The following is a 22,350-nucleotide window of genomic DNA, read 5'->3' on the forward strand; positions in this document are numbered from 1 at the left end:
TAGGCGTCCTCGCGCGCGCGGTATTGAGAGGTGCATGGGCTGCCATGATCGGCGGATTTCGCGGTTTTGGCGGTTTTTGGTCGTGCATGTCCCCGGATTGCCCGGATGGCGCGCATGGCGCGTGCGGGGGCCGCCGGCGCACTGCGGCCACGTCCAGCGTCCGCACATTAATGGAATCCATGAGCAATGAGCAGACACAGGGGAACGGCGAGGACCCCCACGCTCCGTCCGGGGGCGCCGCCGCCGACCATCCTCACAACCACGGCGAGCCGGCCACGAGCGGCGCCACGGCCGCCGGGAAATACCATTCCCATTCGATTCCGTTGGACATGGAGGACATCGAGCGCGACTGGGACAAGCCGATCCAGGACGCCGGCATCGCCGCGAAGGCGAGCGTCATCGTGCGCGTCGGCATGCTTGACCTCGGTGCCGGAACCGGCAGTTTCCGCGTGCGCGAGATGATGCACCGCATCGCATACCCGCTCGGCGTGCATGTGCGCGCCGACGTCAACCTCACCGACATCGAGGCGGCGTGCACCGACGGGTCCGGGCGCATCACCGAAGTCGTCAACCTGCCGACGACCGGCGTCAACACCGAACGCATTTGGCTGCTCGAGCATTTCGCCGACTGGTTCAGCGTCAACCTCGGCACCGGATCGATGTACCACCGTGAGACGAAGGTCTCCGACGGACTCATGCAGCATCTCGACATGCGCGACGCCTCGCAGGTCTCCGCGGATATGGCGAAGCGGCTGCGCGAGGAGCGGCATCAGGCACGCGTGGCCGAACGCGCCGCCGCCTCCGACGCGGCCGTCGAGGACCACGAGGCCGCGCTCGCCGGCATCGCCGCCTCCGACGCGGCTGCTGCCGCTGGCGCCGACGCGCGATCGGCGGACGATGCACCGACGGAAGTCGGCGAAACCGTCATCGACGCGCTCGTCAAGGCCGACGGCCATGGCGACGACGCGCGTGGCAGCGCCGAACAGCTGACGATGCCGCGTACATCGCGGACGCGACTGCGCGCGGCCGCCGGCGAGCGTACGCGCGCATGGCGTGAACGTTCGCAGCGACCGCCGAAGAACGGCTACGCCGAGCATTTCGACCATGTCGGCGACGCTGGCGCCGCGCGCAAGACGCATGAGATCACGGTGCGCGACGTGCATAAGCGCCTCGACATGATCGAACGCCGCAAGCCGTTGTACTCGCCGGCGCTCTCGGGGCTCGCGTCCGCCTGCGCATGCGCGTCCTTCGTGTTCCTGCTCGGCGGCGCGCCGTACGACATGATCGGCGCGTTCGTCGGCGCCGGTCTCGGCCAATGGCTGCGGCGGCGGCTGTTCGCGCATCATCTCAACCAGTTCTTCGTGACTTTCGTCTGCGTGGCCGTGGCGGCCTTCGCATGCGTCGGCACGTTGCGTCTGATCGGTCTGTTCAATCCGGTGGCGTTGCAGCACGACACGGCGTACATCGGCGCGATGCTGTTCGTCATTCCGGGATTCCCGCTCATCACCGGCGGCCTCGACATGGCGAAGATCGATTTCCCGTCCGGCGTGCAGCGCGTGATGTACGTCATGTGCATCATCCTGATGGCGACGCTCGCCGGATGGATGGTCGCATCGCTCGTGCAGCTCAATCCGCAGGGCTTCGAATCGCCGCATCTCGACCCGTGGGTGAACTGCTGCCTGCGCGCGCTGTTCGCGTTCATCGGCGTATGGGGGTTCTCGATGATGTTCAACTCGCCGCAGCGCATGTGTCTCGTGGCGGCGACGATCGGTGCGATCACCGATACGCTGCGCCTTGAATTCGTCGATTACGGATTGCCGCCGGAAGCGGGCGCGTTCCTTGGCGCGATGCTCGCCGGACTGCTCGCCTCGGCGTGGCGTTCGGCGGTGCGCCACCGCCTGTTGCCGCCGCATCTGGGCTATCCGCGCATCTGCCTGACGGTGCCGTCGATCGTCATCATGGTGCCGGGCATGTATATGTACCAGGCGATGTTCCATCTGGGGCAGTTCGAGACGCTGCTCGCGCTCGACTGGGCGTTCCGCGCGTTCATGGTCATCATCTGCCTGCCGATCGGTCTGGCGATGGCGCGCGTCGTCACCGACAAATCATGGCGGTACGACGTGTGACGGCGGACGATGCGCATATGGCTGCGGGGCGGCGCTTGGACATCCAAGCGCCGCCCCGCAGCGTTTCGATACATGTTGTGCTATGCGCGCTCGCGTCAGCGGTCGTAGCGCATGCCCATCGCCTCGCGGACCTCGTCGAGCGTCTCATTGGCGATCGCGTTCGCGCGGCGGTTGCCCTCATGCAGGATGTCGCGGATCGTGTCCATGTCCTGTGCGAGCTCGGCGCGGCGTTCGCGGTGCGGCGCGAGGAATTCGTTGACCGATTCGGTCACGTACTGCTTGAGCGCGCCGGCGCCGGCGTTGCCGAGCTCCTCGGCGATCTCCTTCGGGTCGCGGTCGGTGACGAGCCCCGCGGTCGTCAGCAGCGCCGCGACCTGCGGGCGGTGCTCGGGATCGAATGTGATCATGCGTTCGGAATCGGTCGGGCTCTTCTTGATGAGTTTCGCCGTCTCCTCGGCTGTCACGCCGAGCATGATCGAGTTGCCATAGGATTTGCTCATCTTGCGGCCGTCAAGTCCCGGGATCTCCGGCGCGTCCGACAGGATCGCGGCCGGCTCCGGGAAGATCGGATGCTTCTTCGCGTAGCGTTCGTTGAACCGGCGCGCGATCGTGCGCGTGATCTCGACGTGCGGCAGGTTGTCCTTGCCGATCGGCACGACGTTCGCCTTGCAGAACAGGATGTCGCAGGCCTGATGCACCGGGTAGGTGAGCAGCAGGCCGGTGAGCGCGTGGCCGGAGGATTCCATCTCCGACTTCACGGTCGGGTTGCGGTGCAGCTCGGCCTCGGTGACGAGGGACAGGAACGGCAGCATCAGCTGGTTCTCCGCCGGAATCGCCGAATGCGTGAAGATCATCGTCTTCTCCGGGTCGATGCCGGCGGCCATGTAGTCGAGGACGAGGTTGAGGACGTTGTCGTCGATGTGTTCGGTCGTGTCACGGTCGGTGATCACCTGGTAGTCGGCGATGATGATGTTCGTGTTGACGCCGCGGTTCTGCATCGCGACGCGTTCCTTGATCGAGCCGAAGAAGTGGCCGAGGTGGAGGCGGCCCGTCGGACGGTCGCCGGTGAGCATCGTGAACTTGCCCGGATTCTCCTCGAGCTTCTTGAGCGTTTCCTCGGAACGCTTTCTCGCAGCGAGGAAACTCGCGCTCATTTCGTTGCCGGCCGCGGTCAGGCGCGCCTCTTGTTCTTCAGCCATACGTAATCCTTGTGCCGTGTCGAATCGTTGGTTTTCGGTGGTTTTCATCGTAGAAATCTGAGCAGACAACAAAAGAGGGGTGCAGAGGTGGTACTCTCTTATGTGATGAATCGATAGCAAACAGTTAATCCAGGGGGTCAGATGGGCCGCGGACGTCAAAAAGCCAAGCAGCAGAAGATAGCTAGGAAGCTCAAGTACCTGACCACTGACACGGATTATGACGAGCTTGCGAAGGAGCTGGGAGCGCAGGAACCAGGATCCGGTTCATTCGATCCGTTTGCCGATGTGGAGGCGAAGTACGCCCAAGACGCGGATGTTGACGAGTTCGAGGATGAGGAGACCGTCGTGGCCGCCGCGTCCGAGGACGATCTTGATGACTATGCGCAGTGGGCGGCCGAGGCCGCCGCGAAGTCCACAAGCGGAGAGATGCCGGCGACGCCAGCGCCCAAGCCGCACAAGCCTATTCCGATGCCAGTGCCGGGCGCCTTCAAGCATGCCGATCGCACCGACTCCGAACGATAGCTGAGGAATCGTTCGGCGGCTGCCTCGCAACGCAATCCGAACCGTGTGCGTGTGCGCGAACCTCGTGTCCGCGCACACGCACACGGTTTTTGATGGGTCAGCCGAGCGGAAGGATCGCCGAAAGGTCGTCGCGCTCGCCGACCGCGCTGATGTGGCCGGCTTCGCGTTCCTCGTCCCAGGTGGTGATGCCGCTGGCGACGCGCAGCCAGACAGCCGGTTCGAGTTCGATGACGTTCGGCGGCGTGAGGTTGTGGGGATCCGAGGCGGGGCCGTCGAGGATCTTCACGGCTCCCCATGGCGCGACGCGCACCTCGACGCCCGGCCCCGGCGCCTTCAGCTCGAGCATATGCAGCGAGTAACGGACGGCGAGCGCCATCGTCGGGCGTGGCAACGCGGGGGCGATGTCGGTCGCCGTCTCGGTGCCGACGAGTGCATGCGCGGCGTCGCACCATACGTCGTAGGCGTCCATGCCGGCGGGGATGTCCTTCTTATGGATAGCAGCCATGCTTCGTATTGTGCGCGCACGCTGCGATAAGTCAATATATTAGGTATCGCCGATCGTTGCGGGTGCAGGACGCGCCGGCGGCGGTCGGAACGGGGGCTGCGCGATCATCATCGGTGCGATCGGTGACGAAAGCGTTCGCCGATGACGGCGCAGGCGATCGTCATCGTCGCGAAGTGCACCCGGAGGGATCGCGGAACGGCGGGTTTGCGATCGGAACGGGTGCATGCCGTGACCGTCATGTTCGCGGAGGATGACGTAGGCGATCGGAACGGGCGCGGAGCGCACCGGAGTCGTTCGATGGGCGCGGCATGGCATCCACCGGCGGGGATGAACTGAAATCGCACTGAACGACACGCGTGACACGCGTGCCGGCGTCATACGCGCAGGACGCATGGGCGACGTTGGCGACTGCTTACGACGGCTGAAGCGCTTCCGTGATGTGGAGATTGCTGCATAAAAAGCGCGTGAGCGTAGACGCAGGCGTTGGAGAAGTGGACTTTATGCTATGATTTGCTGTTTGAGAACGTATGCAAAAACGGACGGAAGAGCTTGTGGTGCGGATTTCCGATAGAGCAGGTGCTTTTGCCCGTGGACGTTCATGAGAAAGATAATGTTCAGAGGAGTCATAGATATGACCGAACTTACGGCACCGAAGTCCTCGGTTACCGCAGCCCAGTTCGCGGACGAGATCCGCAACGAGCTCAAGTACACGCAGGGCGTTACGCCTGAACAGGCGAAGCCGGCCGACATCTACGTCGCCACGGCCACCGCCGTGCGCAAGCACCTTATGGATTCTTGGATGAAGACCCAGCAGGACATGATCAACGGCAACACCAAGGCCGTCGGCTACCTGTCCGCTGAGTTCCTCATGGGCAAGCAGCTGCGCAACGCGCTGCTCAACTCGGGCCTCACCGACCAGTTCTACGCGGCCGTCAAGGAGCTGGGCTTCGACGCCCAGGAAGTCATCGACGCCGAATACGAGCCGGGCCTCGGCAACGGCGGCCTCGGCCGTCTCGCCGCCTGCTTCATCGATTCCCTCGCGTCGCTGGGCGTTCCGGCCTTCGGCTACGGCATCCAGTACCGTTACGGCATCTTCCGTCAGGAATTCGACGAGGACGGCCGTCAGATCGAGCGTCCCGACTACTGGCTGACCAATGAGGATCCGTGGGGCCACATCGACTACGCGCGCGACCAGCGCGTCAACTTCGGCGGCGAAGTCGTCGAAGAGGACGGCAAGCGCGTGTGGAAGCCGGCGTGGGCTGTCCGCGCGATCCCGGTCGACTACATGGTTCCGGGCTACGAATCCGGCCGCGTCAACACGCTGCGTCTGTGGCAGTCTCGCGCATACGACGAGTTCGACCTGCTCACCTTCAACAAGTCCGAGTACCTCGATGCGGTCAAGCCGCAGGTCGAGGCCGAGAACATCTCGAAGATCCTCTACCCGGAGGATTCGACGGAGGTCGGCAAGGAACTGCGCCTCGAGCAGCAGTACTTCTTCGCTTCCGCTTCGCTGCACGACGCGATTCGCGTCTTCTACGGCGACGCCGAGAAGCCGGATCTGACCACCTTCCCGGACAAGATCTGCTTCCAGCTCAACGACACCCACCCGGTCATCGGCATCCCGGAGCTCATGCGCATCCTCATCGATGAGTACGGCTACGACTGGGATACCGCGTGGGACATCACGACGAAGACCTTCAACTACACGTGCCACACGCTGCTTCCGGAAGCGCTCGAAGTGTGGCCGGCGTCGCTCATCGGCAAGCTGCTGCCGCGTCATCTCGAGATCATCGAGAAGATCAACGACCAGTTCATGCACGAGCTCGCCGACCGCACCGACGACGAGGCGAAGATCGAGCGTATGCGCATCCTCACCGCGGGCGAGAACCCGTCGGTGCGCATGGCGTACCTCGCCTCCTACGCCGGCTCGCACGTCAACGGCGTCGCCGAGCTGCACTCGCAGCTGCTCAAGGACGTGACGCTGCGCGACTTCTCGGACATCTATCCGGCGAAGTTCACGAACGTCACCAACGGCGTCACCCCGCGTCGCTTCATGAAGCTCGCGAACCCGGGTCTGTCCGCGCTCATCACCGAAGGCCTCGGCACCGACAAGTGGCTCGAGGACCTCGAACTGCTCAAGAACCTTGAGCCGCTCGCCGCGGACGACGAGTTCGTCAAGAAGTTCGCGAAGGTCAAGTACGACAACAAGGTCCGTTTCGCCGACTTCGCGAAGGCTGAGTACGGCTTCGAACTCGACCCGACGACGATGTTCGACACGATGATCAAGCGTCTGCACGAGTACAAGCGTCAGGCCCTCAAGATCCTCGAGGTCATCGCCACCTACGCGGACATCAAGTCCGGCAAGGTCAAGGCCGAGGACGTCACGCCGCGCACCGTCATCTTCGGCGCGAAGGCCGCCCCGGGCTACTACCTCGCCAAGATGACGATCCAGCTCATCAACAACGTCGCCAAGGTCATCGACAACGATCCGGACGTCAAGGGCAAGCTCAAGGTCGTGTTCCCGTGGAACTACAACATCCGCGTCGCGCAGATGCTGATCCCGGCGACCGAGCTCGACGAGCAGATCTCGCAGGCCGGCAAGGAGGCCTCGGGCACGTCGAACATGAAGTTCGCGCTCAACGGCGCGCTCACCGTCGGCACGCTCGACGGCGCGAACGTCGAGATCCGCGAACGCGTCGGCGCCGACAACTTCTTCCTCTTCGGCATGACCGTCGACGAGGTGGACAAGATGTATGAGGGCAACTACGATCCGGCGAAGTTCTACGAAGCGGATCCGCGCCTCAAGACCGCGATCGACATGGTCGCGGACGGCACCTTCTCCAACGGCGACAAGGAGACCTATGCTCCGCTCGTCTCCGATTGGCTGACGAAGGACTGGTTCATGACGCTCGCCGACTTCACGGCGTACCATGAGATCCAGTCGCAGATCGAGACGCTGTACGCCGATCAGCTCGAGTGGAACCGCAAGGCGATCCTCAACGTCGCCAACTCCGGTTACTTCAGCTCCGACCGCTCGATCGAGGATTACCTCGAGCGTGTCTGGATGACCGGCCCGCTGCCGACCGAGAAGTGATTCACACGGTCGTCACGCTGACCGCGGCATAAGACGAACGGCGGGCGGCACCTTCGGGTGTCGCCCGCCGTTCGTCTTATATAGCGCGATCAATCGGCCGCCGGTATGCGCGGATTCTCGTCGTATGGACGGCGGCATCGGCGTCGCTGCGCGAGCGCATGCTGCATACGCGAGTATATATGGTGATATCGGTGGTGAAATCACCATATATATGAAAACCGCGGTGTGCACGTTCCAACAATCGTGCACACCGCGGTCCTCTGATGTCGATAATGCGCGTTTCGCGCGGAGCGTCGCCGCGCAACGCAGTGCGGCGCATATGCTCAGGCGGCGTCGGCAGCCGGAGCGACCTTATCGACGTCGTCCTCGGTCTTGTCCTTCGCGAGTGTGAGGTCGACGGGCGACGAGCTGTTCTCCCACGGCTCCTCCCACGGATCGTAGTCCGGGTTCTGCTGCTTGTAGATGTAGACTCCGACGACTGCCGCGAGCAGCGCGCCGAAGAGCAGCGCAAAGAATTTCCAACCGCTAGAGGACTTGTGTTCCTTCATGACGGCTCCTTTCCGATTACGTGGTCGACTGGTTTCCCCAGACAACTCTGTTCACCATCATAGGACCTTCACCGCGTTCGCGCGACTTCGGTTGTGCTCATGGCAAGTCCTTGCGCCGCAACGCGAAGACGGCGTCGGCGGCATGCGCGGCGGCGCACGACCCTGCGCTACAGTGTGACCTATGCCCAACAATCATTTTTCGTTGTTCCCCGACTCCCCGTCGATGCGGCAGGTGTTCTCGCTGCGGTCGCTGCGCTACCGGTGGCGCAACGGCGAACCGGTCGTCACGTCGGCGATCATCGTCGTATGCGTCGCGTTGTGGATCGTCGAGTTCGTCCTCAATCTGGTGAGCCGCCCGACGCTCGCGCAGCTGCTGCAGTACGGCGCGATGCAGCCCTATCGTGCGGCGCACGAGCCGTGGATGTTCGTCACGTCGATGTTCCTGCATGCGCCGACGTCGATCTTCCATATCCTGTTCAATATGCTGACGTTGTGGTGCGTCGGACCGTTCCTGGAACGGCTCATGGGGCATTGGCCGTATCTGATGCTGTATCTGATCGCAGGCGTCGGAGGCGGCGTCGGCATGGAGATGTGGGCGGCCTTCGGACGTGATCCCTCCGGCTGGCTCACTTACTCCTATGGCGCGTCCGGCGCGTTGTTCGGCCTGTTCGCCGCATGCCTCGTCGTGTACCGGAAAGCCGGCTCGGATATGCGTTCGATGCTCGTCTGGATGGTGATCAACTTCGCGATGCCGCTCGTCGTGCCGAACATCGCATGGCAGGCGCATGTCGGCGGCTTCGTCTTCGGCGGTCTGCTGACATTGCTCGTCGTGGACGGTCCGCGCGCGCTGCGGCGCAGGTCGACGTTGGCTCGCACGGCGATCTACGGGGGTGCGGTGCTGCTGCTCGAGGCGGTCATCGTCGTCGTGTGCAACCAGAGCAACATCTACGCGATGGCCCTGTGAGCGAGGGGTCGCAAAATGTGCGGTGGCGGCGTCGGGCGGGTGATGGATCGACTGTCCGGCGTCGCCGCGCAACTTACAGCGGTGTAGTTTTCCACATAATGTGGAAAACGTTGTGGATAACCCGGGGATAGGGTGAGGAAACCGCCTGAAGTTATCCACATAGATATCCACAAATGTTGATATCTATGGTTTCCCTACTGGTGGAGGATGTGGATAACCGTTATCCACATCCGCGCTGAACCGTTGGAATCAAGCCATAAATAGGGATTTCACGCCGGGATGTCCCCTAGATGTAGGGCATCAAAAGTTATCCACATTTCACGTTATGTCAAAAATTAGGAACACAGTGGACATCCCCTGCCACTGTTTCCTCCTCAAGGACTCCCACCCCGTAGGGCCGGTATCGTGCGTCGGATACAACGGCCGTCCGTCAGGTCGATCGATTTGCCCTGAAGCAATGGGTTCGCGGTCATGGAGAGGGCTGTCGTTCGTCCTCTGGGCATGTTCCCGGGACGGGTGGCGGAGCCGGAGCGAACCGTGGAAAGACCTATTGCTCATTATCCTGTCGGCATTGAAACGGTGTCAACCGTTCTACCCAATTTGGGTACACGTCCGTGTCTGCAGTCGCGGATCCGCAAGCCTCGGCGGCGCGCGTGTGGCTTGGATGCGGACGCTGTCAGAGGACGCCTGAGACGACGGGGGAGTCCGCTCGCACGTTGTCGCGGATCCGTATGGTTCTGGATGGCCTGCGGGCGCCGCGCCGCTACAATGCGGCTTATGGACAACGACGATAATGCCATCTGCGCCGACGACCGCATGCCGCCGTGCATCGATGAGGCGACGCGCGCGTTCATCGCGGCGCATCAGGACGAGGACGTGCGCGACGTCGCGCTCCACGCGAAACGGGACGGTGACGTGGATGTGCCCTTCGCGCTCGACCAGATCGCCGGTCGGCGTACCGCCCGGTCGAAACTGCCGCGTTGGGCGGCGAACGACGGCATCATCTACCCGCCGCATGTGCCGATGGAACAGTGCTCGTCGCAGCCTGCGGCCGAATACAAGGCGCGGCTGGCCGCCGAGCTCATCGCCGGACGTCCGCATCCGACGACGCTCGTCGATCTCACCGGCGGTTTCGGCGTCGACTTCTCCTTCATGGCGCGCGCATTCGACGAGGCCGTCTACGTCGAACGGCAACCGCGGCTGTGCGCGCTCGCCGGACACAATCTGCGCGAACTCGGCGTCGGGAACGCGCGCGTCGTCTGCGACGACGGCGTCGCGTTCCTTGAGGCGATGCCGCCGGCGACGCTCATCTACGTCGATCCGGCGCGGCGCGACGCGCATGGCGCGCGCACCGTCGCGATCGCCGACTGCACGCCCGACGTGCTCGCGTTGCGTGATGCATTGCTCGGCAAAGCGCCGTTCGTCGTCGTCAAACTGTCGCCGATGCTCGATTGGCGGCAGACGATTGACGATTTCGGCGGCGCGGTGCGTCGTCTCGACATCGTCGCCGTGCACAACGAATGCAAGGAGATCCTCGTCGTGCTCGACAGGGAGCGCACCGAGCGGCCGCTGATCCGATGCGTGGACGACGGCGCATGCGTCGAGTTCCGCGTCGGCGACGACGAACGGCCGGCCGTCGCGCCGTCATCGGCGCTGCCCGGTATGCGTTTCCTCTACGAACCGAACGCGGCGATCATGAAAGGCGGTGCGTTCGCGACGCTGCAGCGGCGTTGGCCGGCGGCGCAGATCGGCGTCAACAGCCATCTGTTCGTCGCCGATCGGTGGTTCGACGATTTCCCCGGCCGCGCCTTCGTGATCGACGGCATCGGCACGATGAACAAGAAGGACGTCCGGCGGTTGCTCGACGGCGTACGGCGCGCGAACGTCGCCGTACGCAATTTCCCGCTCATGGCCGCCCAGCTCGCGAAGAAGCTCAAGCTGGCCGATGGCGGCGACGTCTACGTCTTCGCGACAACCGACGACGCCGGTCGACACATCCTGATCCGCGCGCACAAGCGCAACTGAGGGCACGGTCGCCGAGGGCGTGGATGGCAGTATGTGCGTGAGGTCACGCATGGAAAGCCGTTGACTGGGCTGTGAGTGGCAGTATGTGGGTGAGGTCACGCAAGGAATGCCGTGTGGGAGGGGTGAGCGGCCGCTTATAGGTGTGGTCGTCTACGGGCTGCCGCAGCGGCGGTGGCGGCCAACAAAAAAGGGCGTCGGAGGACGCCCTGATCAGCCATGTGCCACGGTCTCAACGCCACCAGACCATCATGATGAAGCCGGCGAGCATGAACGCGAACGCGATCAGCAGATTCCATGAGCCGATCGACGGAATCGGATACGTGTAGTTCGTCAGATAGAAGACGACGGCCCAGATGAGGCCGATGATCATCAATGCGCAGAACACCGGCACGAACCAACCCGGATTCGCCTTCGTGCCTTTGATGCTCTCCTCGACGCGCTTCGTGTTCTCACGCTGACGCTGCATCATGCGGCGCATCTGCGGCGTCATGTCCTTCTCGTCGACGGTCTGGTTGAGGATCTCCTGGATGCGGCCCACCGGGATCTCGTCGTTCTCGACGTAGGTGGCGGCCTGCGCCAGATCCATCGGCTCCTTGTCCGTCTCCGCGTCGTTCATGCCCGGCTCGTCGTTCGACTTCTCGGCGGTGCCGTGTTCGTCGACCTGGCCATCCGTGGGTGTTTTGTGCAGCTCTTCGTCAGCCATTTATCTAATCTCCTTGCATAGGCTAATTAGGTATCATAGTGGTTGCTCGCGAAAGCGGCCACCAACGGCGGCCATCATGAGCAAAATCATCATATTTTCGCGCGTCGCCGCGAAGGTGGGCCATACGGTTCGGCGGCACGGTTCGTAAGGAGACGGATATGGCCAGGCACAGACCGAAGCATGGCACCGGCAAGTCGTTCATAGGCAGCGTCTCCGTGCTGCTCGTCGTCATGTTCGCCGGCTTCCTGCTCATCACGAACATGCGCGTCAACCGCACGACGACCGTCTCCTCCGATGCCGCCGAGCTCGTCGAGAACCGCGTGCGCAAGGTGGACGAGCTGCAGGCCGATGTGAAGGAGCTCTCGGCGCAGGTCGACCGGTTGAGCGCGCAGGTGCAGTCCGGGCAGTCGACGCCGTCCGAGGACGCCGGTTCCAGCACGATGCTGCCCGCCGTCGAAGGCCCGGGCGTCACGGTGACGCTCAACGATTCGTCGATGTGGAAGAACGCCGTCGATTCGTCGGGGTCGGCTGTGGACAACGACAAATACGTCGTGCATCAGCAGGATGTCGAGGCGGTCGTCGACGCGCTGTGGGCGGGCGGCGCCGAGTCGATGCAGATCATGGACCAGCGTGTGCTGTCGACGTCGGCGATCATCTGCTCGGGCAACGTGCTGCTGCTGCAGGGCCGCAAGTACTCGCCGCCGTTCACGATCTCCGCGATCGGGCCGCCGACGCTGATGATCCAGGCGCTCGACGATTCGCGCGCCGTGCAGATCTACCGGCAGTACGTGGACGCGTACGGACTCGGCTACGACGTGCGCACGGAAAACGAACTCCACTTCGACAGCACGACGATGCTGCTGCAGCCGCTGCAGTACGCGCATGTGCTGCAACAGCCGAACAGGTCGGGCGGCGATACCGATGATGCCGCGGGCGGCGACGCGCACGCGGGCGGCGGCGACCAATAGAGTACGATCCTTGATACAGTCCGCGGACACGGCCGGCGACGGCCGTCCGGGACGACCGGTCATGAAGAACGGGGGAGAAAACACCACCATGGCACACAGTCAGCATGCGGCGCCGCGCCGCACACGCAGCGTCGGCCGCTCGATCGTCACAATCATCGCGGAACTGCTGCTCACCTTCGCCGCGATCTGCGGCCTGTATGTGGCGTGGATGCAGTGGTGGACCGGCGTGCAGTCGGACCACGTCCAGCAGGAGACGCGCGCGCAGGTCGCATGGGCGCAGCCGAACGACGGCGGCACGCTGACGATCGCGCAGCCGCAGGAGGGCGAGCCGCCGGTGCAGCCGCAGGAGGCGTTGGTCGGCGAACTCATCGCCCGCGTCTACATCCCGCGCTTCGGCGACCAGTGGGAACGCAACCTCGTGCAGGGCACCGAGCTCGCCGAACTCAACCAGCACGGTCTGGGCCACTACGTGGACTCGCAGATGGCCGGTCAGGTCGGCAACTTCGCGATCGCCGGGCACCGCAACGGCTACGGGCAGCCGCTCGGCGACGTCGACAAGCTCGAAAAGGGCGACGCGATCGTCATCCGCTCGAAGGACTACTGGTACGTCTACCACTACACGGACTACACGATCGTGACGCCGGACGAAGGCTGGGTCATCGGCGCGAACCCCGAGCATCCCGGGGAGCCGCCGACGAAACGGCTCATCACGATGACGACCTGCGAGCCGAAATACACGACGCCGACGCACCGCTGGGTGAGCTTCGGCGAGTTCGCGTACTGGGCGAAGGTCGCGGACGGCATCCCGAAGGAACTGGCGAAGACCGACTCCAACGGCGCCGTCGAATTCATCAACAACGAGCGGCATTCGTTCGCATCGTCGATCACGTCGCTCGCGCCGTGGGTGTGGGGCGCGCTCGTCGTGTACCTCGTCGTGTTCCTCGCGGCGGCCGTCGCGTGGCGCTGGCCGGCGCTGCGTGCGATCCGTGAGGGGGACAGGCCGCTGCCGGATGCCGACATCTACGGATGGCTGCTGCGCCACCAGCCCGGCGTCGCGCCGATCCGCTGGCTGCTGATGCTGCTGCTCGTTTTCGCCGCCGCGGCCGCGCTGTTCCAGTGGGGCTTCCCATGGGCGGCCGCGAACGTCCCGTTCCTGCAGCAGATGTCCAACTACGTGGCCGTGTAGCGCGCCGCACGCCCGCTGCACTGATTGCACTACACTGGTTGGCTAGTACAGCCCGCACGCCAGCGAGAGGACCTTTCATGACCGATTCCGCGCATATCCTCGTCGTGGACAACTACGATTCCTTCGTCTACACGATCGTCGGCTATCTCAAGACGCTCGGCGCGACCGTGACGGTCGTGCGCAACGACGCGCTCGACCCGGCCGATGACGCCGTCCTCGACGGCTACGACGGCGTCCTGATCTCGCCGGGGCCGGGCGCGCCGGCCGACGCGGGCGTCAGCGAGGACATGATCCGTGTGTGCGCGGCGACGCGCACGCCGATGTTCGGCGTATGCCTCGGCATGCAGGCGCTCGCCGAGGTGTTCGGCTGCACGGTGAGCCATGCGCCGTCGATCATGCACGGCAAGACGAGCCTCGTCGAGCACATCGACGATGAGATCTTCGCCGGCGTCGCGAATCCGATGACGGCCACACGCTACCATTCGCTCGCCGTCGAGCCCGACTCGGTGCCGGCCGATGTGCTCGAGGTGACGGCGTGGACCGTCGACGACCATATCGTGCAGGGCATCAAGCACCGCGAGCTGCCGCTGTATGCCGTGCAGTTCCATCCCGAATCGGTGCTCACGCAGGACGGCTACCGCCTGTTCGCGAACTGGCTCGCCGTCTGCGGCCAGCCGGGCGCGGTGGACAGGAGCCTGGGTCTGCAGCCGAAACTCGCGCGTTGAGCATGCGCTGAGCGCGCTCCTGCCATGCATATCGCAATGGGCGGGGCCCGGATCGATGAACGATCCGGGCCCCGCCCATTGCGATGCCGCCGCCGGCTATGCAGTGCATCCGTCAGCGCTGGTCATGGTCATCGCCGTTCTGCCCCGAGCCGGAAGACGACGGCGAGGAGGAGGATCCCGACGGTGATGGCGACGGCGACGACGGGGCCTTCGTCTTGACCGTGACCTCGGAGCCCTTGTCCACGCTCGTGCCGGCGGACGGGCTGATCGATTCGACGGTCGCGCCGTCCGATGAATCGCCGTCCACCTTGACGCTCAGTCCGGCCGCCTCGAGGACCGCGCGTGCGCTCGCGAGCGACTCGCCGGCGGTGATGGACGGCACGTTCACCTGTTCGCGGCCCGTCGACACCCACACCGTCACCGTGCTGTCCTGCTCGACCGACGTGCCGACCTCCGGCGAGACGCGGATGACCGAGCCCTTGTCGACGGTGTCCGACGGCTCCTGCATGACGGTGACCGTCAGCCCCATCTGGGAGAGCGCGGCCAGTGCCTGATCCTGCGGCTTGCCGATGATGCCGTCCGGCACCTTCGTCATGCCCGACGACACCCACAGGCTGATCGTGGAGCCCTTGAGCTGCGAAGTGCCGTAGGCGGGGTCGGTACGCGTCACATGGTCCTTCGCGATCGTCGCGCTGTCCTCGGTCTGCACGCTCGACTCGACGACGAATCCGGCGTCCTCGAGCGTCGACCTCGCCTGCTCCTGCGTATAGCCGGTCACATCCGGGATCTTGATCGAACGGGGGCCGGTCGAGAACCACACCTCGACGGTGCTGCCTTCGGCGACGCGCTTGCCGCCGGCCGGGGTCTGCTTCGTGAACATGCCCTCCGGCTTCGTCGAATCGGCGTCCTGCTTGACGTTGATGTTGAGGCCGAGGTCGCTGAGCTGCTTGCGTGCGCGCGCCTCGGTCGTCGTCTCGTTGAAGGTCGGCACCGTCACGAACTTCGTCGCGTTCTGCGCATGGTCCCACCACAGCCACCCGCCGATCGCGATGCCGAGGATGACGATGGCGGCGGCGATCGACGCGATGACGACGTTGCGCTTGTGCTTCTTCTTCGCGATCTCGGCGCGACGATCCGCGCGCGTCCTGAGCGAACCGGTCGAACCATCCGGATTGACCCGTTCGAACTGGCCGGTGACCGGGTTGAATCGCTGCGTGGCCGGCCCCTGCTGGACCGTCGCCGGCTGGGGTGGCGTCATCGGCAGCTGCTGCGCCTTCGTCGCCGACAGGTCGGTCAGCGGGTTGAAGGCGGTCGCCGTCGGCACGCCGCCGTTCATGAACGCGATGATGTCGTTCTTGAATTCGGCGGCCGTCGCGTAGCGGTTCTGGCGGTCCTTCGCCATCGCCTTCGCGCAGATCGAATCCCACGCCGTCGGCAGCCCCGGCACGATCGTGCTCGGACGCACGGCCACCTCGGAGACATGCTGGTAGGCGATTGCGACCGCCGAATCGCCGGTGAAGGGCGGACGGCCGGTGAGCATCTCATAGAGCACGCAGCCGGCCGAATACAGGTCGGAGCGCATGTCGACGGTCTCGCCGCGCGCCTGCTCGGGGGAGAGGTACTGCGCGGTGCCGACGACGCCCTGCGACTTCGTCATCGTCGTCGCCGAATCGTCGAGCGCGCGGGCGATGCCGAAGTCCATGACCTTGACGATGCCCTGTTCGGAGATCATGATGTTGCCGGGCTTGATGTCGCGGTGGATGATGCCCATCCGGTGCGAATACTCGAGTGCGCTGAGCACGCCGATCATCACATGCTCGGCGTCCCGCTGCGACAGCGGGCCGTTCGCCTTGATGATGTCCCTGAGCGTCTGGCCCTTGACGTACTCCATGACCAGATACGGCAGATGCTCGGTCTGGCCGTTCTCGAAGGTGATGATCTCCTCGCCCGAATCGTAGATGTTGACGATGTTCGGGTTGTTCATCTGCGCGACCGAATGCGCCTCACGCCGGAAGCGCGTCAGGAAGATCTCGTCATGGGCGAGGTCGGGGCGCATGATCTTGATGGCGACGGTACGGCCGAGACGCGTATCGACGGCCACATGGACCTCCGCCATGCCGCCACGTCCGATGAGCTGGCCGAGCTGGTAGCGACCACCATCCAGCGTCGTGGGCATGCTACTCATTGCTGCTCCTTCCGCCTTGCACCGCAAAGTGGTTGTGTCGTGGGGAATCCGCCTGCGCCGCCTGCGCGAACGACGGGATCGTGTTCGTGGCCGGATCATGATGGGGCGCGCTCGCGACGCGTCGCGGCACCCGCTTTCCGGATGTGACCATCGTCGCGTCGACGGCGCTCGTCTGCTGGTCGAGCAGACGGCGTTCGATGCGCGACAGGACGCGGGCCACGGTCAACGCGTCCTGCGGACGGTCGAGCGGGTCCTTCGCGAGCATCGACATGACGAACTGCGACAGCTGGAAGTCGACGGTCGCAGGCAGCGGCGGCACCGGGTTGTTGACATGAGCGGCTGCGATGTCGACCGGCGTCGCGCCGGTGAACGGCCGGTGTCCGCACAGGCCTTCGTAGGCGACGACGCCGAGCGAGTAGATGTCCGACTGCGGCGTGGCGTGCTGCCCCTGCGCCTGCTCGGGGGAGATGTACTGCGCGGTGCCGACGACCATGCCGTCCTGCGTGATCTGCTCCTGGTTCGTCGAATAGGAGACGCCGAAATCGGTGATCTTGACCTCGCCGTTGCTCGAGACCATGATGTTGGCCGGCTTGACGTCGCGATGGATGACGCCATGCGAGTGCGCGACGAAGAGGCCGCGCGCCGTCTGGATGAGGACCGGCAGCAGCTGCGTCGGCTCCATCGGGCCGTCGATCTCATGGAACAGGTCGGCGAGCGACTTGCTCGGCACGTATTCCATGATCAGGAAGCCGATGCCGTCATGCTCGTAGTACTCGAACAACGCGGCGATGTTCGGGTGCGCGAGATTCGCCGAATTGCGCGCCTCGGCGCGCAGCCTGCGCAGCTTCGACTCCTGGTTCGTCGTGTCGGTGCGCAGCGCCTTGATCGCGACCGGGCGGCCGAGCTGGATGTCGTAGCCTTTCCACACCTCGCCCATGCCTCCCTGCGCGAGACGCGAATCGAGGCGGTAACGCCGGTGAATGAGCTGTCCTTCGATGAGTCTCATTGGGTAAGCGCCTCCTTCATTACTGCGGTCATGACCGGTCCCGCCGCGAACGAGCCGTAGAGGTCGACGTTGTGCACGATGACGGCGACGGCGATCTTCGGATCGTCGGCCGGCGCGAAGCCGATGACCCAGCCGTCGATCGAATCGTTGTCGGCGCCGATCTGCGCGGTGCCGGTCTTCGCGGCGACGCGGATGCCGGGGATCTCCAGATTCGTGTTCTCATCGGTGACGACGGCCTCCATGCCTTCGGTGAGCTGTTTCGCCGTGTCCTCGCTGAACGCCGTGCTCATGACCTGCGGCTTCGTGTCCGGCAGCACCGACAGGTCGCTGAATCGCACACGGTCGACGAGCGTCGGCTTCATGACCTTGCCCTTGTTCGCGACCGCCGCGGCGACCATCGCGTTCTGCAGCGGCGTGACGAGGGTGTCGCCCTGTCCGATCGACGCCAGCGCGAGACGGTCCGGCGTGACCTGCTGCGGGAAGCGCGAAGCGACGGCGCGCATCGGCGTGCCGTCGGCGGCGGATCCGTCGATCGTGATCGTCGAATCGAAGCCGAACTTCTTCGCCATGTCGGAGACCGTATCGTCGCCGAGCGCGACGCCGAGCTGCGCGAAGGCCGTGTTCGACGAGTATGCCATCGCGTCCTTCAGAGAGATCTTGCCGTCGATGCCGTCGCCGGCCGACGACGAGTTCGTCAGCGCCGTCTCGGTGCCCGGCAACGTGTAGCTTGCGCCGGCCGGGATCTGCGAGTTGATGTTGTACTTGCCCGAGTTGATCGCGGCGGCCGCGACGACGGTCTTGAACGTGGATCCGGGCGGGTACAGCTGGCTCGTCGCGCGGTTGATCATCGGGCTGGCCGCGCCTTGGCTCAGCTCGGCGTAGTTCTTGTTCGCCTCGCCGCCGTCATGCGTCGCAAGCAGGTTCGGATCGTAACTCGGCTTGCTCACCATCGCGAGGATGCGTCCGGTGCTCGGCTCGAGCGCGACGACGGCGCCGTCGTCGTCGCCGAGTGCGTCGTAGGCGGCCTTCTGCAGCTTCGTGTCAATCGACGTCTCGATTGAGGCGCCGCGGTTCTCCTCGCCGGTGAACAGGCCTTTGAGCCGCTGCCAGAACATCGCGTCCGATTTGCCGGTCAGCAGTGTGTCCTCGGACGCCTCGATGCCGCGGTCGGCCTTCTGCGTGACCGAGAAATAGCCGGTGACCGGCGCGTAGAGCGCGCCGTCCGCGTAGGAGCGCTGGTATTTGTATTCGTCCTGTGATGCATCCGATTTGGCGAGGATCGTGCCGTCGGAGGCGAGGATCGCGCCGCGCGCCGCGCTGTTCGTGTAGTAGAGCGTGCGCACGTTGCGCGAGTCGCTGGCGAGCGCGTTCGACCGCACCGTCATGATCAACGACGATGAGATGCCGAGGATCACGAACAGCACGAGGACGGCGGTGAACAGCTGACGTAGCGTCTTGTTCATCAGGCCTCACCTCCCGGCCGCGATCCGCCGCCCGCGCGCCGCGGCAGGTTGACGTAGGAATGCGTGTTGATCGGCGCGACGATCTGCGTGACCGGGCCGTCGTCGCCGGCGGCGCCGGAGCCGGGGCGAGGGCCGCCGGCGACGTTGCGTGTCTCGGCCTGCTGGCGGCTGCGCAGCACCGAGAGCGCCTCCATGCGGAAGGTGTCGCTCAGTTCGTCGGACTGCGGCTTGTTCGCCGCGTTCGAGATGATGACGAGCAGCGCCGCGAGGATGTAGTTCGCGACGAGCGACGAGCCACCGGCCGCCATGTACGGCATCGTCAGGCCGGTGAGCGGGATGACGAGCGTGATGCCGCCGACGACGGTGAAGACCTGGAACGCCATCGTGAACACGAGTCCCGAGGACAGCAGCTTGCCGAAGCCGTCCTTGATCTTCATCGCGATGATCATGCCGGCCGCGATGATGAGCAGGTAGAGCATGAGCACGGCGAACAGTCCGACGAGGCCGAGCTCCTCGCCGGTCGACGCGTAGATGAAGTCGGAGTTCGCCAGCGGGGTGACGGTCGGGTACCCCTGACCGAGGCCGGTGCCCATCAGGCCTCCCGAGGCGAGGCCGAACAGGCCTTGCACGATCTGGCTCGAGCCTCCCGGATAGCGGCTGTAGATCGCCGGATCGAAGGGATGCAGCCAGGCGTCGACGCGGTAGCCGACGTGCGCGAAGATGCGCGCGGCGACGACGCAGCCGGCGGCGAAGGCGAGGAAGCCGATGACGACCCAGCTCACGCGGCCGGTCGCGACGTACAGCATCGCGACGAACATCGCGAAGAACATCAGCGACGTGCCCAGATCGTGCTGCACGATGAGCACGCCCATCGACGCGACCCAGACGATGATGATCGGGCCGAGGTCCTTCAGTCGCGGCAGCTGCAGCGGTCCGAGCTTCTTGCCGCCGACGGCGAGCTGGTCGCGGTGGTTGAACAGATAGGACGCGAAGAAGAACGCGAGGAACAGCTTCGCGAATTCGCCCGGCTGCAGCGAATACGGTCCGACGCCGATCCAGATGCGCGCGCCGCCGATCTCGCGGCCGAGGCCGGGGACCATCGGCGACAGCAGCAACGCGAGGCCGATGACCATGCTCACATAGGAGAAGCGCCGCAGCACGCGGTAGTCGTGCATGAACACGAACAGCAGGTCGCAGCAGACGAGCGCGAGACACAGCCAGATCATCTGCCGCGTCGCGACATGGGCGTCCATCGCCGCGTCGCAGCGTGCGATCATGAGGATGCCGATCGACGTGAGCATGAGCACGCACGCCATGATCGACTGGTTCGCGTAAGGCTGGAACCTGCAGATGAGCGCCCACGTGACGATGAACAGCACGGCGATGACGCTCATCAGCACGAGCGCGTTCGTTGGCAGCTGCCCCTCGGTCCTCGCGAACATCTGGAAGACGCCGATGGCCGTGATGACGAACGCGAAGAGGATCTGCAGCAGATAGCGTATCCGGGTCTTCGTCACTTCGAATCCTTCTTCTGGGATGTGTCGGACGGCGACGACGAAGCCGACGGCGATGGCGAGGCGGTTTCCTTCTTCGCCTTCTCGAGCGCCTCCTGTTGCGCCTTCGCGGCGGCCTTGCGGCGCGCTTCCTCATCCTTCTTCTGCTGCTTCGTCTTCTCGAGCTCCTGTTCGATCTGGTCCGCCTTCGCGACGGCGGCGTCGTAGTCGTCGACGTTGATGCCGCTCTCGAGCTGGTTCTGCCATCCCTCCGGCAGTTCGCTGAACCTCAGGTCCGTCTGTTCGACCGGATGCGACAGCTTGATGCCGAAGATGTCGGTGGGCACGCCCTGGTAGATCGCGATCGTGTCGCCGTCCTTCGCGAGAAAGTACTGCCTTTGGCTCCACATGTACGCGCCGCCGGCGATCCCGCACAGCGCGAGCGCGGCGAGGACGGCGATGATCACCGCGGCGACGCGTCCGCGGAAGCGGCGCGAGCGCGCCGCCTTCTTCTTCTCGAGCTGCTCGTGGTGGATCGCGGCCGCGACTTCCGGATCGTTCGGGTCGGCGCTGTAGCGGCCGTTGCTTTTGCGCACGACCGGGATCTCGCCGGTGTCCGGGTCCTGCAGTTCGCCGGTCTCCTCGCGCACCTCGCTCGTGTGGCCGACGCTCGTCTTCGCCGGTGCGGCGTCGTGCGCCTCGTCGTCGTCGGCGGGACGCGACTGGATGAGCGCGGCCGCGCGTTCCGCCGGCGACGATTTCGCGATGAGCGCGGGCGCGGCGGCGACCGGCTCGTTGACGATGTCGGCGATCGCGTCGAGCGAGGCGCTCGCCGCGCCGCCGATGAGTGGCGTCTGGTGGGGGACGTCGAAGGAATCGGCGTTGAGCGCGAGCGTCGCGTCGGCGATGACGGCCGTCACGTTGTCGGTGCTGCCGGCGCGCAACGCCATCGAGACGAGCCGCTGCGCGCACTCCTCCGAATCGCTCGCCGCGAGCATCGTCTCCTCGATCGTCGAATCCTCGAGCACGCCGCACAGGCCGTCGGAGCACAGCAGCAGGCGGTCGCCGGCGCGGGCGACGCGGATCGAGATGTCGGGGCGCGCGTCGATGTCGAAGTCGCCGAGCACGCGCATGACGACGTTGCGCTGCGGATGGTTGCGCGCCTCCGATTCGCTGATGCGTTTCGTGTCGATGAGATGCTGGACGTAGCTGTGGTCGCTCGTCAGGCGCATCAGCGCGCCGTCGCGCAGCAGATACGCACGTGAGTCGCCGATGTGCGCGAGGACCCAGTAACCGGAGACCAACGTGATCGCCGTGATCGTCGTGCCCATGCCGGCGAGTTTGCGTTCGCGCTTCGCCTTGCCGACGATCGCGTCGTGCGCGGCGAGCGTCGACGTCTCCATGATCGCGGTCGCGCGCGCGACGTCGCCTTCGGCGCTGTCCTTCTCGATGTGCGCGAGCGAACGGATCGCGATCGTCGATGCCGTGTCGCCGCCGGCGTGGCCGCCCATGCCGTCGCAGATCGCGACGAGATGGGCGCCCGCGAACGACGAGTCCTGGTTGTTGGAACGGACGGTGCCGACGTCCGAGACGGTCGTCGAATACATATACAGCGTGCTGTGCTCTGCGGAGGTCATC

17 protein-coding genes are annotated in these 22,350 nt (G+C 64.9%); 8 read left to right on the forward strand and 9 right to left on the reverse strand.

Features of this window, described 5'->3' with window-relative positions; all coding sequences use genetic code 11:
• Window positions 1–329: 329 nt before the first annotated feature.
• Window positions 330–2,126, forward strand: a complete 1,797-nt coding sequence (locus tag B1400_RS02005; protein ID WP_235607280.1) for a threonine/serine exporter family protein — start codon at window positions 330–332, stop codon at window positions 2,124–2,126.
• Between the two features lie 95 nt (window positions 2,127–2,221).
• On the opposite strand, the gene trpS is transcribed toward B1400_RS02005, so the two are convergent.
• Complete coding sequence (gene trpS / locus B1400_RS02010; protein WP_095612799.1) at window positions 2,222–3,325, reverse strand: tryptophan--tRNA ligase; 1,104 nt, start codon at window positions 3,323–3,325, stop codon at window positions 2,222–2,224.
• A 141-nt stretch (window positions 3,326–3,466) separates the two neighbouring features.
• Between trpS and B1400_RS02015 the strand changes: the two genes are divergently transcribed.
• The gene (locus B1400_RS02015) at window positions 3,467–3,847 is read left to right on the forward strand and encodes a DUF3073 domain-containing protein (RefSeq protein WP_095612800.1); all 381 of its coding nucleotides are present in this window, start codon (window positions 3,467–3,469) and stop codon (window positions 3,845–3,847) included.
• A 97-nt stretch (window positions 3,848–3,944) separates the two neighbouring features.
• Here B1400_RS02015 and B1400_RS02020 read toward each other — a convergent pair whose 3' ends face one another.
• Entirely contained in the window at window positions 3,945–4,352 is a 408-nt protein-coding gene (locus B1400_RS02020; protein WP_095612801.1) for a sterol carrier family protein, read from the reverse strand.
• Window positions 4,353–4,983: 631 nt separating this feature from the next.
• Here B1400_RS02020 and B1400_RS02030 point away from each other — a divergent pair.
• Window positions 4,984–7,446, forward strand: a complete 2,463-nt coding sequence (locus B1400_RS02030; protein WP_095612803.1) for a glycogen/starch/alpha-glucan phosphorylase — start codon at window positions 4,984–4,986, stop codon at window positions 7,444–7,446.
• Window positions 7,447–7,769: 323 nt separating this feature from the next.
• Here the strand turns inward: B1400_RS02030 and B1400_RS02035 are convergent, their stop codons facing one another.
• The gene (locus B1400_RS02035) at window positions 7,770–7,994 is read right to left on the reverse strand and encodes a hypothetical protein (protein ID WP_024540346.1); all 225 of its coding nucleotides are present in this window, start codon (window positions 7,992–7,994) and stop codon (window positions 7,770–7,772) included.
• A gap of 181 nt (window positions 7,995–8,175) precedes the next feature.
• On the opposite strand from B1400_RS02035, the gene B1400_RS02040 reads away from it, so the two are divergent.
• Together B1400_RS02040 and B1400_RS02045 are read left to right on the forward strand one after the other, a co-directional pair.
• Entirely contained in the window at window positions 8,176–8,958 is a 783-nt protein-coding gene (locus tag B1400_RS02040; RefSeq protein ID WP_095612804.1) for a rhomboid family intramembrane serine protease, read from the forward strand.
• A gap of 777 nt (window positions 8,959–9,735) precedes the next feature.
• On the forward strand, window positions 9,736–10,983 hold the full coding sequence (locus tag B1400_RS02045; RefSeq protein ID WP_235607263.1) for a THUMP-like domain-containing protein: 1,248 nt from the start codon (window positions 9,736–9,738) through the stop codon (window positions 10,981–10,983).
• Between the two features lie 229 nt (window positions 10,984–11,212).
• Here B1400_RS02045 and crgA read toward each other — a convergent pair whose 3' ends face one another.
• Complete coding sequence (gene crgA / locus B1400_RS02050; RefSeq protein ID WP_095612805.1) at window positions 11,213–11,686, reverse strand: cell division protein CrgA; 474 nt, start codon at window positions 11,684–11,686, stop codon at window positions 11,213–11,215.
• 158 nt (window positions 11,687–11,844) lie between these two features.
• Here crgA and B1400_RS02055 point away from each other — a divergent pair, with 158 nt between their 5' ends.
• The 3 genes from B1400_RS02055 to B1400_RS02065 all read left to right on the forward strand — a co-directional run bounded on the left by B1400_RS02055 (window position 11,845) and on the right by B1400_RS02065 (window position 14,565).
• A complete protein-coding gene (locus tag B1400_RS02055; protein WP_095612806.1) occupies window positions 11,845–12,654 on the forward strand; it encodes a DUF881 domain-containing protein in 810 nt (269 codons plus the stop codon).
• Between the two features lie 61 nt (window positions 12,655–12,715).
• Entirely contained in the window at window positions 12,716–13,840 is a 1,125-nt protein-coding gene (locus tag B1400_RS02060) for a class E sortase (protein WP_201260180.1), read from the forward strand.
• A 77-nt stretch (window positions 13,841–13,917) separates the two neighbouring features.
• A complete protein-coding gene (locus tag B1400_RS02065) occupies window positions 13,918–14,565 on the forward strand; it encodes an anthranilate synthase component II (RefSeq protein ID WP_095612808.1) in 648 nt (215 codons plus the stop codon).
• A gap of 112 nt (window positions 14,566–14,677) precedes the next feature.
• Here the strand turns inward: B1400_RS02065 and pknB are convergent, their stop codons facing one another.
• From pknB to B1400_RS02090, 5 genes are read right to left on the reverse strand one after another with little or no spacing between them, the layout of a single operon-like run.
• A complete protein-coding gene (gene pknB / locus B1400_RS02070) occupies window positions 14,678–16,750 on the reverse strand; it encodes a Stk1 family PASTA domain-containing Ser/Thr kinase (protein ID WP_095612809.1) in 2,073 nt (690 codons plus the stop codon).
• On the reverse strand, window positions 16,743–17,756 hold the full coding sequence (locus tag B1400_RS02075) for a serine/threonine-protein kinase (RefSeq protein WP_095612810.1): 1,014 nt from the start codon (window positions 17,754–17,756) through the stop codon (window positions 16,743–16,745). The genes pknB and B1400_RS02075 overlap by 8 nt, the downstream gene beginning before the upstream one ends.
• Window positions 17,753–19,219 (reverse strand): peptidoglycan D,D-transpeptidase FtsI family protein, encoded by a 1,467-nt coding sequence (locus B1400_RS02080; RefSeq protein WP_095612811.1) that lies wholly within the window; start codon window positions 19,217–19,219, stop codon window positions 17,753–17,755. The genes B1400_RS02075 and B1400_RS02080 overlap by 4 nt, the downstream gene beginning before the upstream one ends.
• A complete protein-coding gene (locus tag B1400_RS02085) occupies window positions 19,219–20,736 on the reverse strand; it encodes an FtsW/RodA/SpoVE family cell cycle protein (protein ID WP_095612812.1) in 1,518 nt (505 codons plus the stop codon). Before B1400_RS02085 ends, B1400_RS02080 begins: the two co-directional genes overlap by 1 nt.
• Window positions 20,733–22,349: a PP2C family protein-serine/threonine phosphatase gene (locus B1400_RS02090; protein WP_235607264.1), complete on the reverse strand. Its 1,617-nt coding sequence runs from the start codon at window positions 22,347–22,349 to the stop codon at window positions 20,733–20,735. The genes B1400_RS02085 and B1400_RS02090 overlap by 4 nt, the downstream gene beginning before the upstream one ends.
• Window position 22,350: the final 1 nt, after the last annotated feature.

The organism is Bifidobacterium italicum (assembly GCF_002286915.1).
Lineage (GTDB): Bacteria > Actinomycetota > Actinomycetes > Actinomycetales > Bifidobacteriaceae > Bifidobacterium > Bifidobacterium italicum.

Coding starts and splice junctions, on each gene's coding strand:
- B1400_RS02005 (WP_235607280.1), top strand. CDS start 330: ATGGAGGACATCGAGCGCGACTGGGACAAGCCGATCCAGGACGCCGGC.
- trpS (WP_095612799.1), bottom strand. CDS start 3,325: ATGGCTGAAGAACAAGAGGCGCGCCTGACCGCGGCCGGCAACGAAATG.
- B1400_RS02015 (WP_095612800.1), top strand. CDS start 3,467: ATGGGCCGCGGACGTCAAAAAGCCAAGCAGCAGAAGATAGCTAGGAAG.
- B1400_RS02020 (WP_095612801.1), bottom strand. CDS start 4,352: ATGGCTGCTATCCATAAGAAGGACATCCCCGCCGGCATGGACGCCTAC.
- B1400_RS02030 (WP_095612803.1), top strand. CDS start 4,984: ATGACCGAACTTACGGCACCGAAGTCCTCGGTTACCGCAGCCCAGTTC.
- B1400_RS02035 (WP_024540346.1), bottom strand. CDS start 7,994: ATGAAGGAACACAAGTCCTCTAGCGGTTGGAAATTCTTTGCGCTGCTC.
- B1400_RS02040 (WP_095612804.1), top strand. CDS start 8,176: ATGCCCAACAATCATTTTTCGTTGTTCCCCGACTCCCCGTCGATGCGG.
- B1400_RS02045 (WP_235607263.1), top strand. CDS start 9,736: ATGGACAACGACGATAATGCCATCTGCGCCGACGACCGCATGCCGCCG.
- crgA (WP_095612805.1), bottom strand. CDS start 11,686: ATGGCTGACGAAGAGCTGCACAAAACACCCACGGATGGCCAGGTCGAC.
- B1400_RS02055 (WP_095612806.1), top strand. CDS start 11,845: ATGGCCAGGCACAGACCGAAGCATGGCACCGGCAAGTCGTTCATAGGC.
- B1400_RS02060 (WP_201260180.1), top strand. CDS start 12,716: ATGAAGAACGGGGGAGAAAACACCACCATGGCACACAGTCAGCATGCG.
- B1400_RS02065 (WP_095612808.1), top strand. CDS start 13,918: ATGACCGATTCCGCGCATATCCTCGTCGTGGACAACTACGATTCCTTC.
- pknB (WP_095612809.1), bottom strand. CDS start 16,750: ATGAGTAGCATGCCCACGACGCTGGATGGTGGTCGCTACCAGCTCGGC.
- B1400_RS02075 (WP_095612810.1), bottom strand. CDS start 17,756: ATGAGACTCATCGAAGGACAGCTCATTCACCGGCGTTACCGCCTCGAT.
- B1400_RS02080 (WP_095612811.1), bottom strand. CDS start 19,219: ATGAACAAGACGCTACGTCAGCTGTTCACCGCCGTCCTCGTGCTGTTC.
- B1400_RS02090 (WP_235607264.1), bottom strand. CDS start 22,349: ATGACCTCCGCAGAGCACAGCACGCTGTATATGTATTCGACGACCGTC.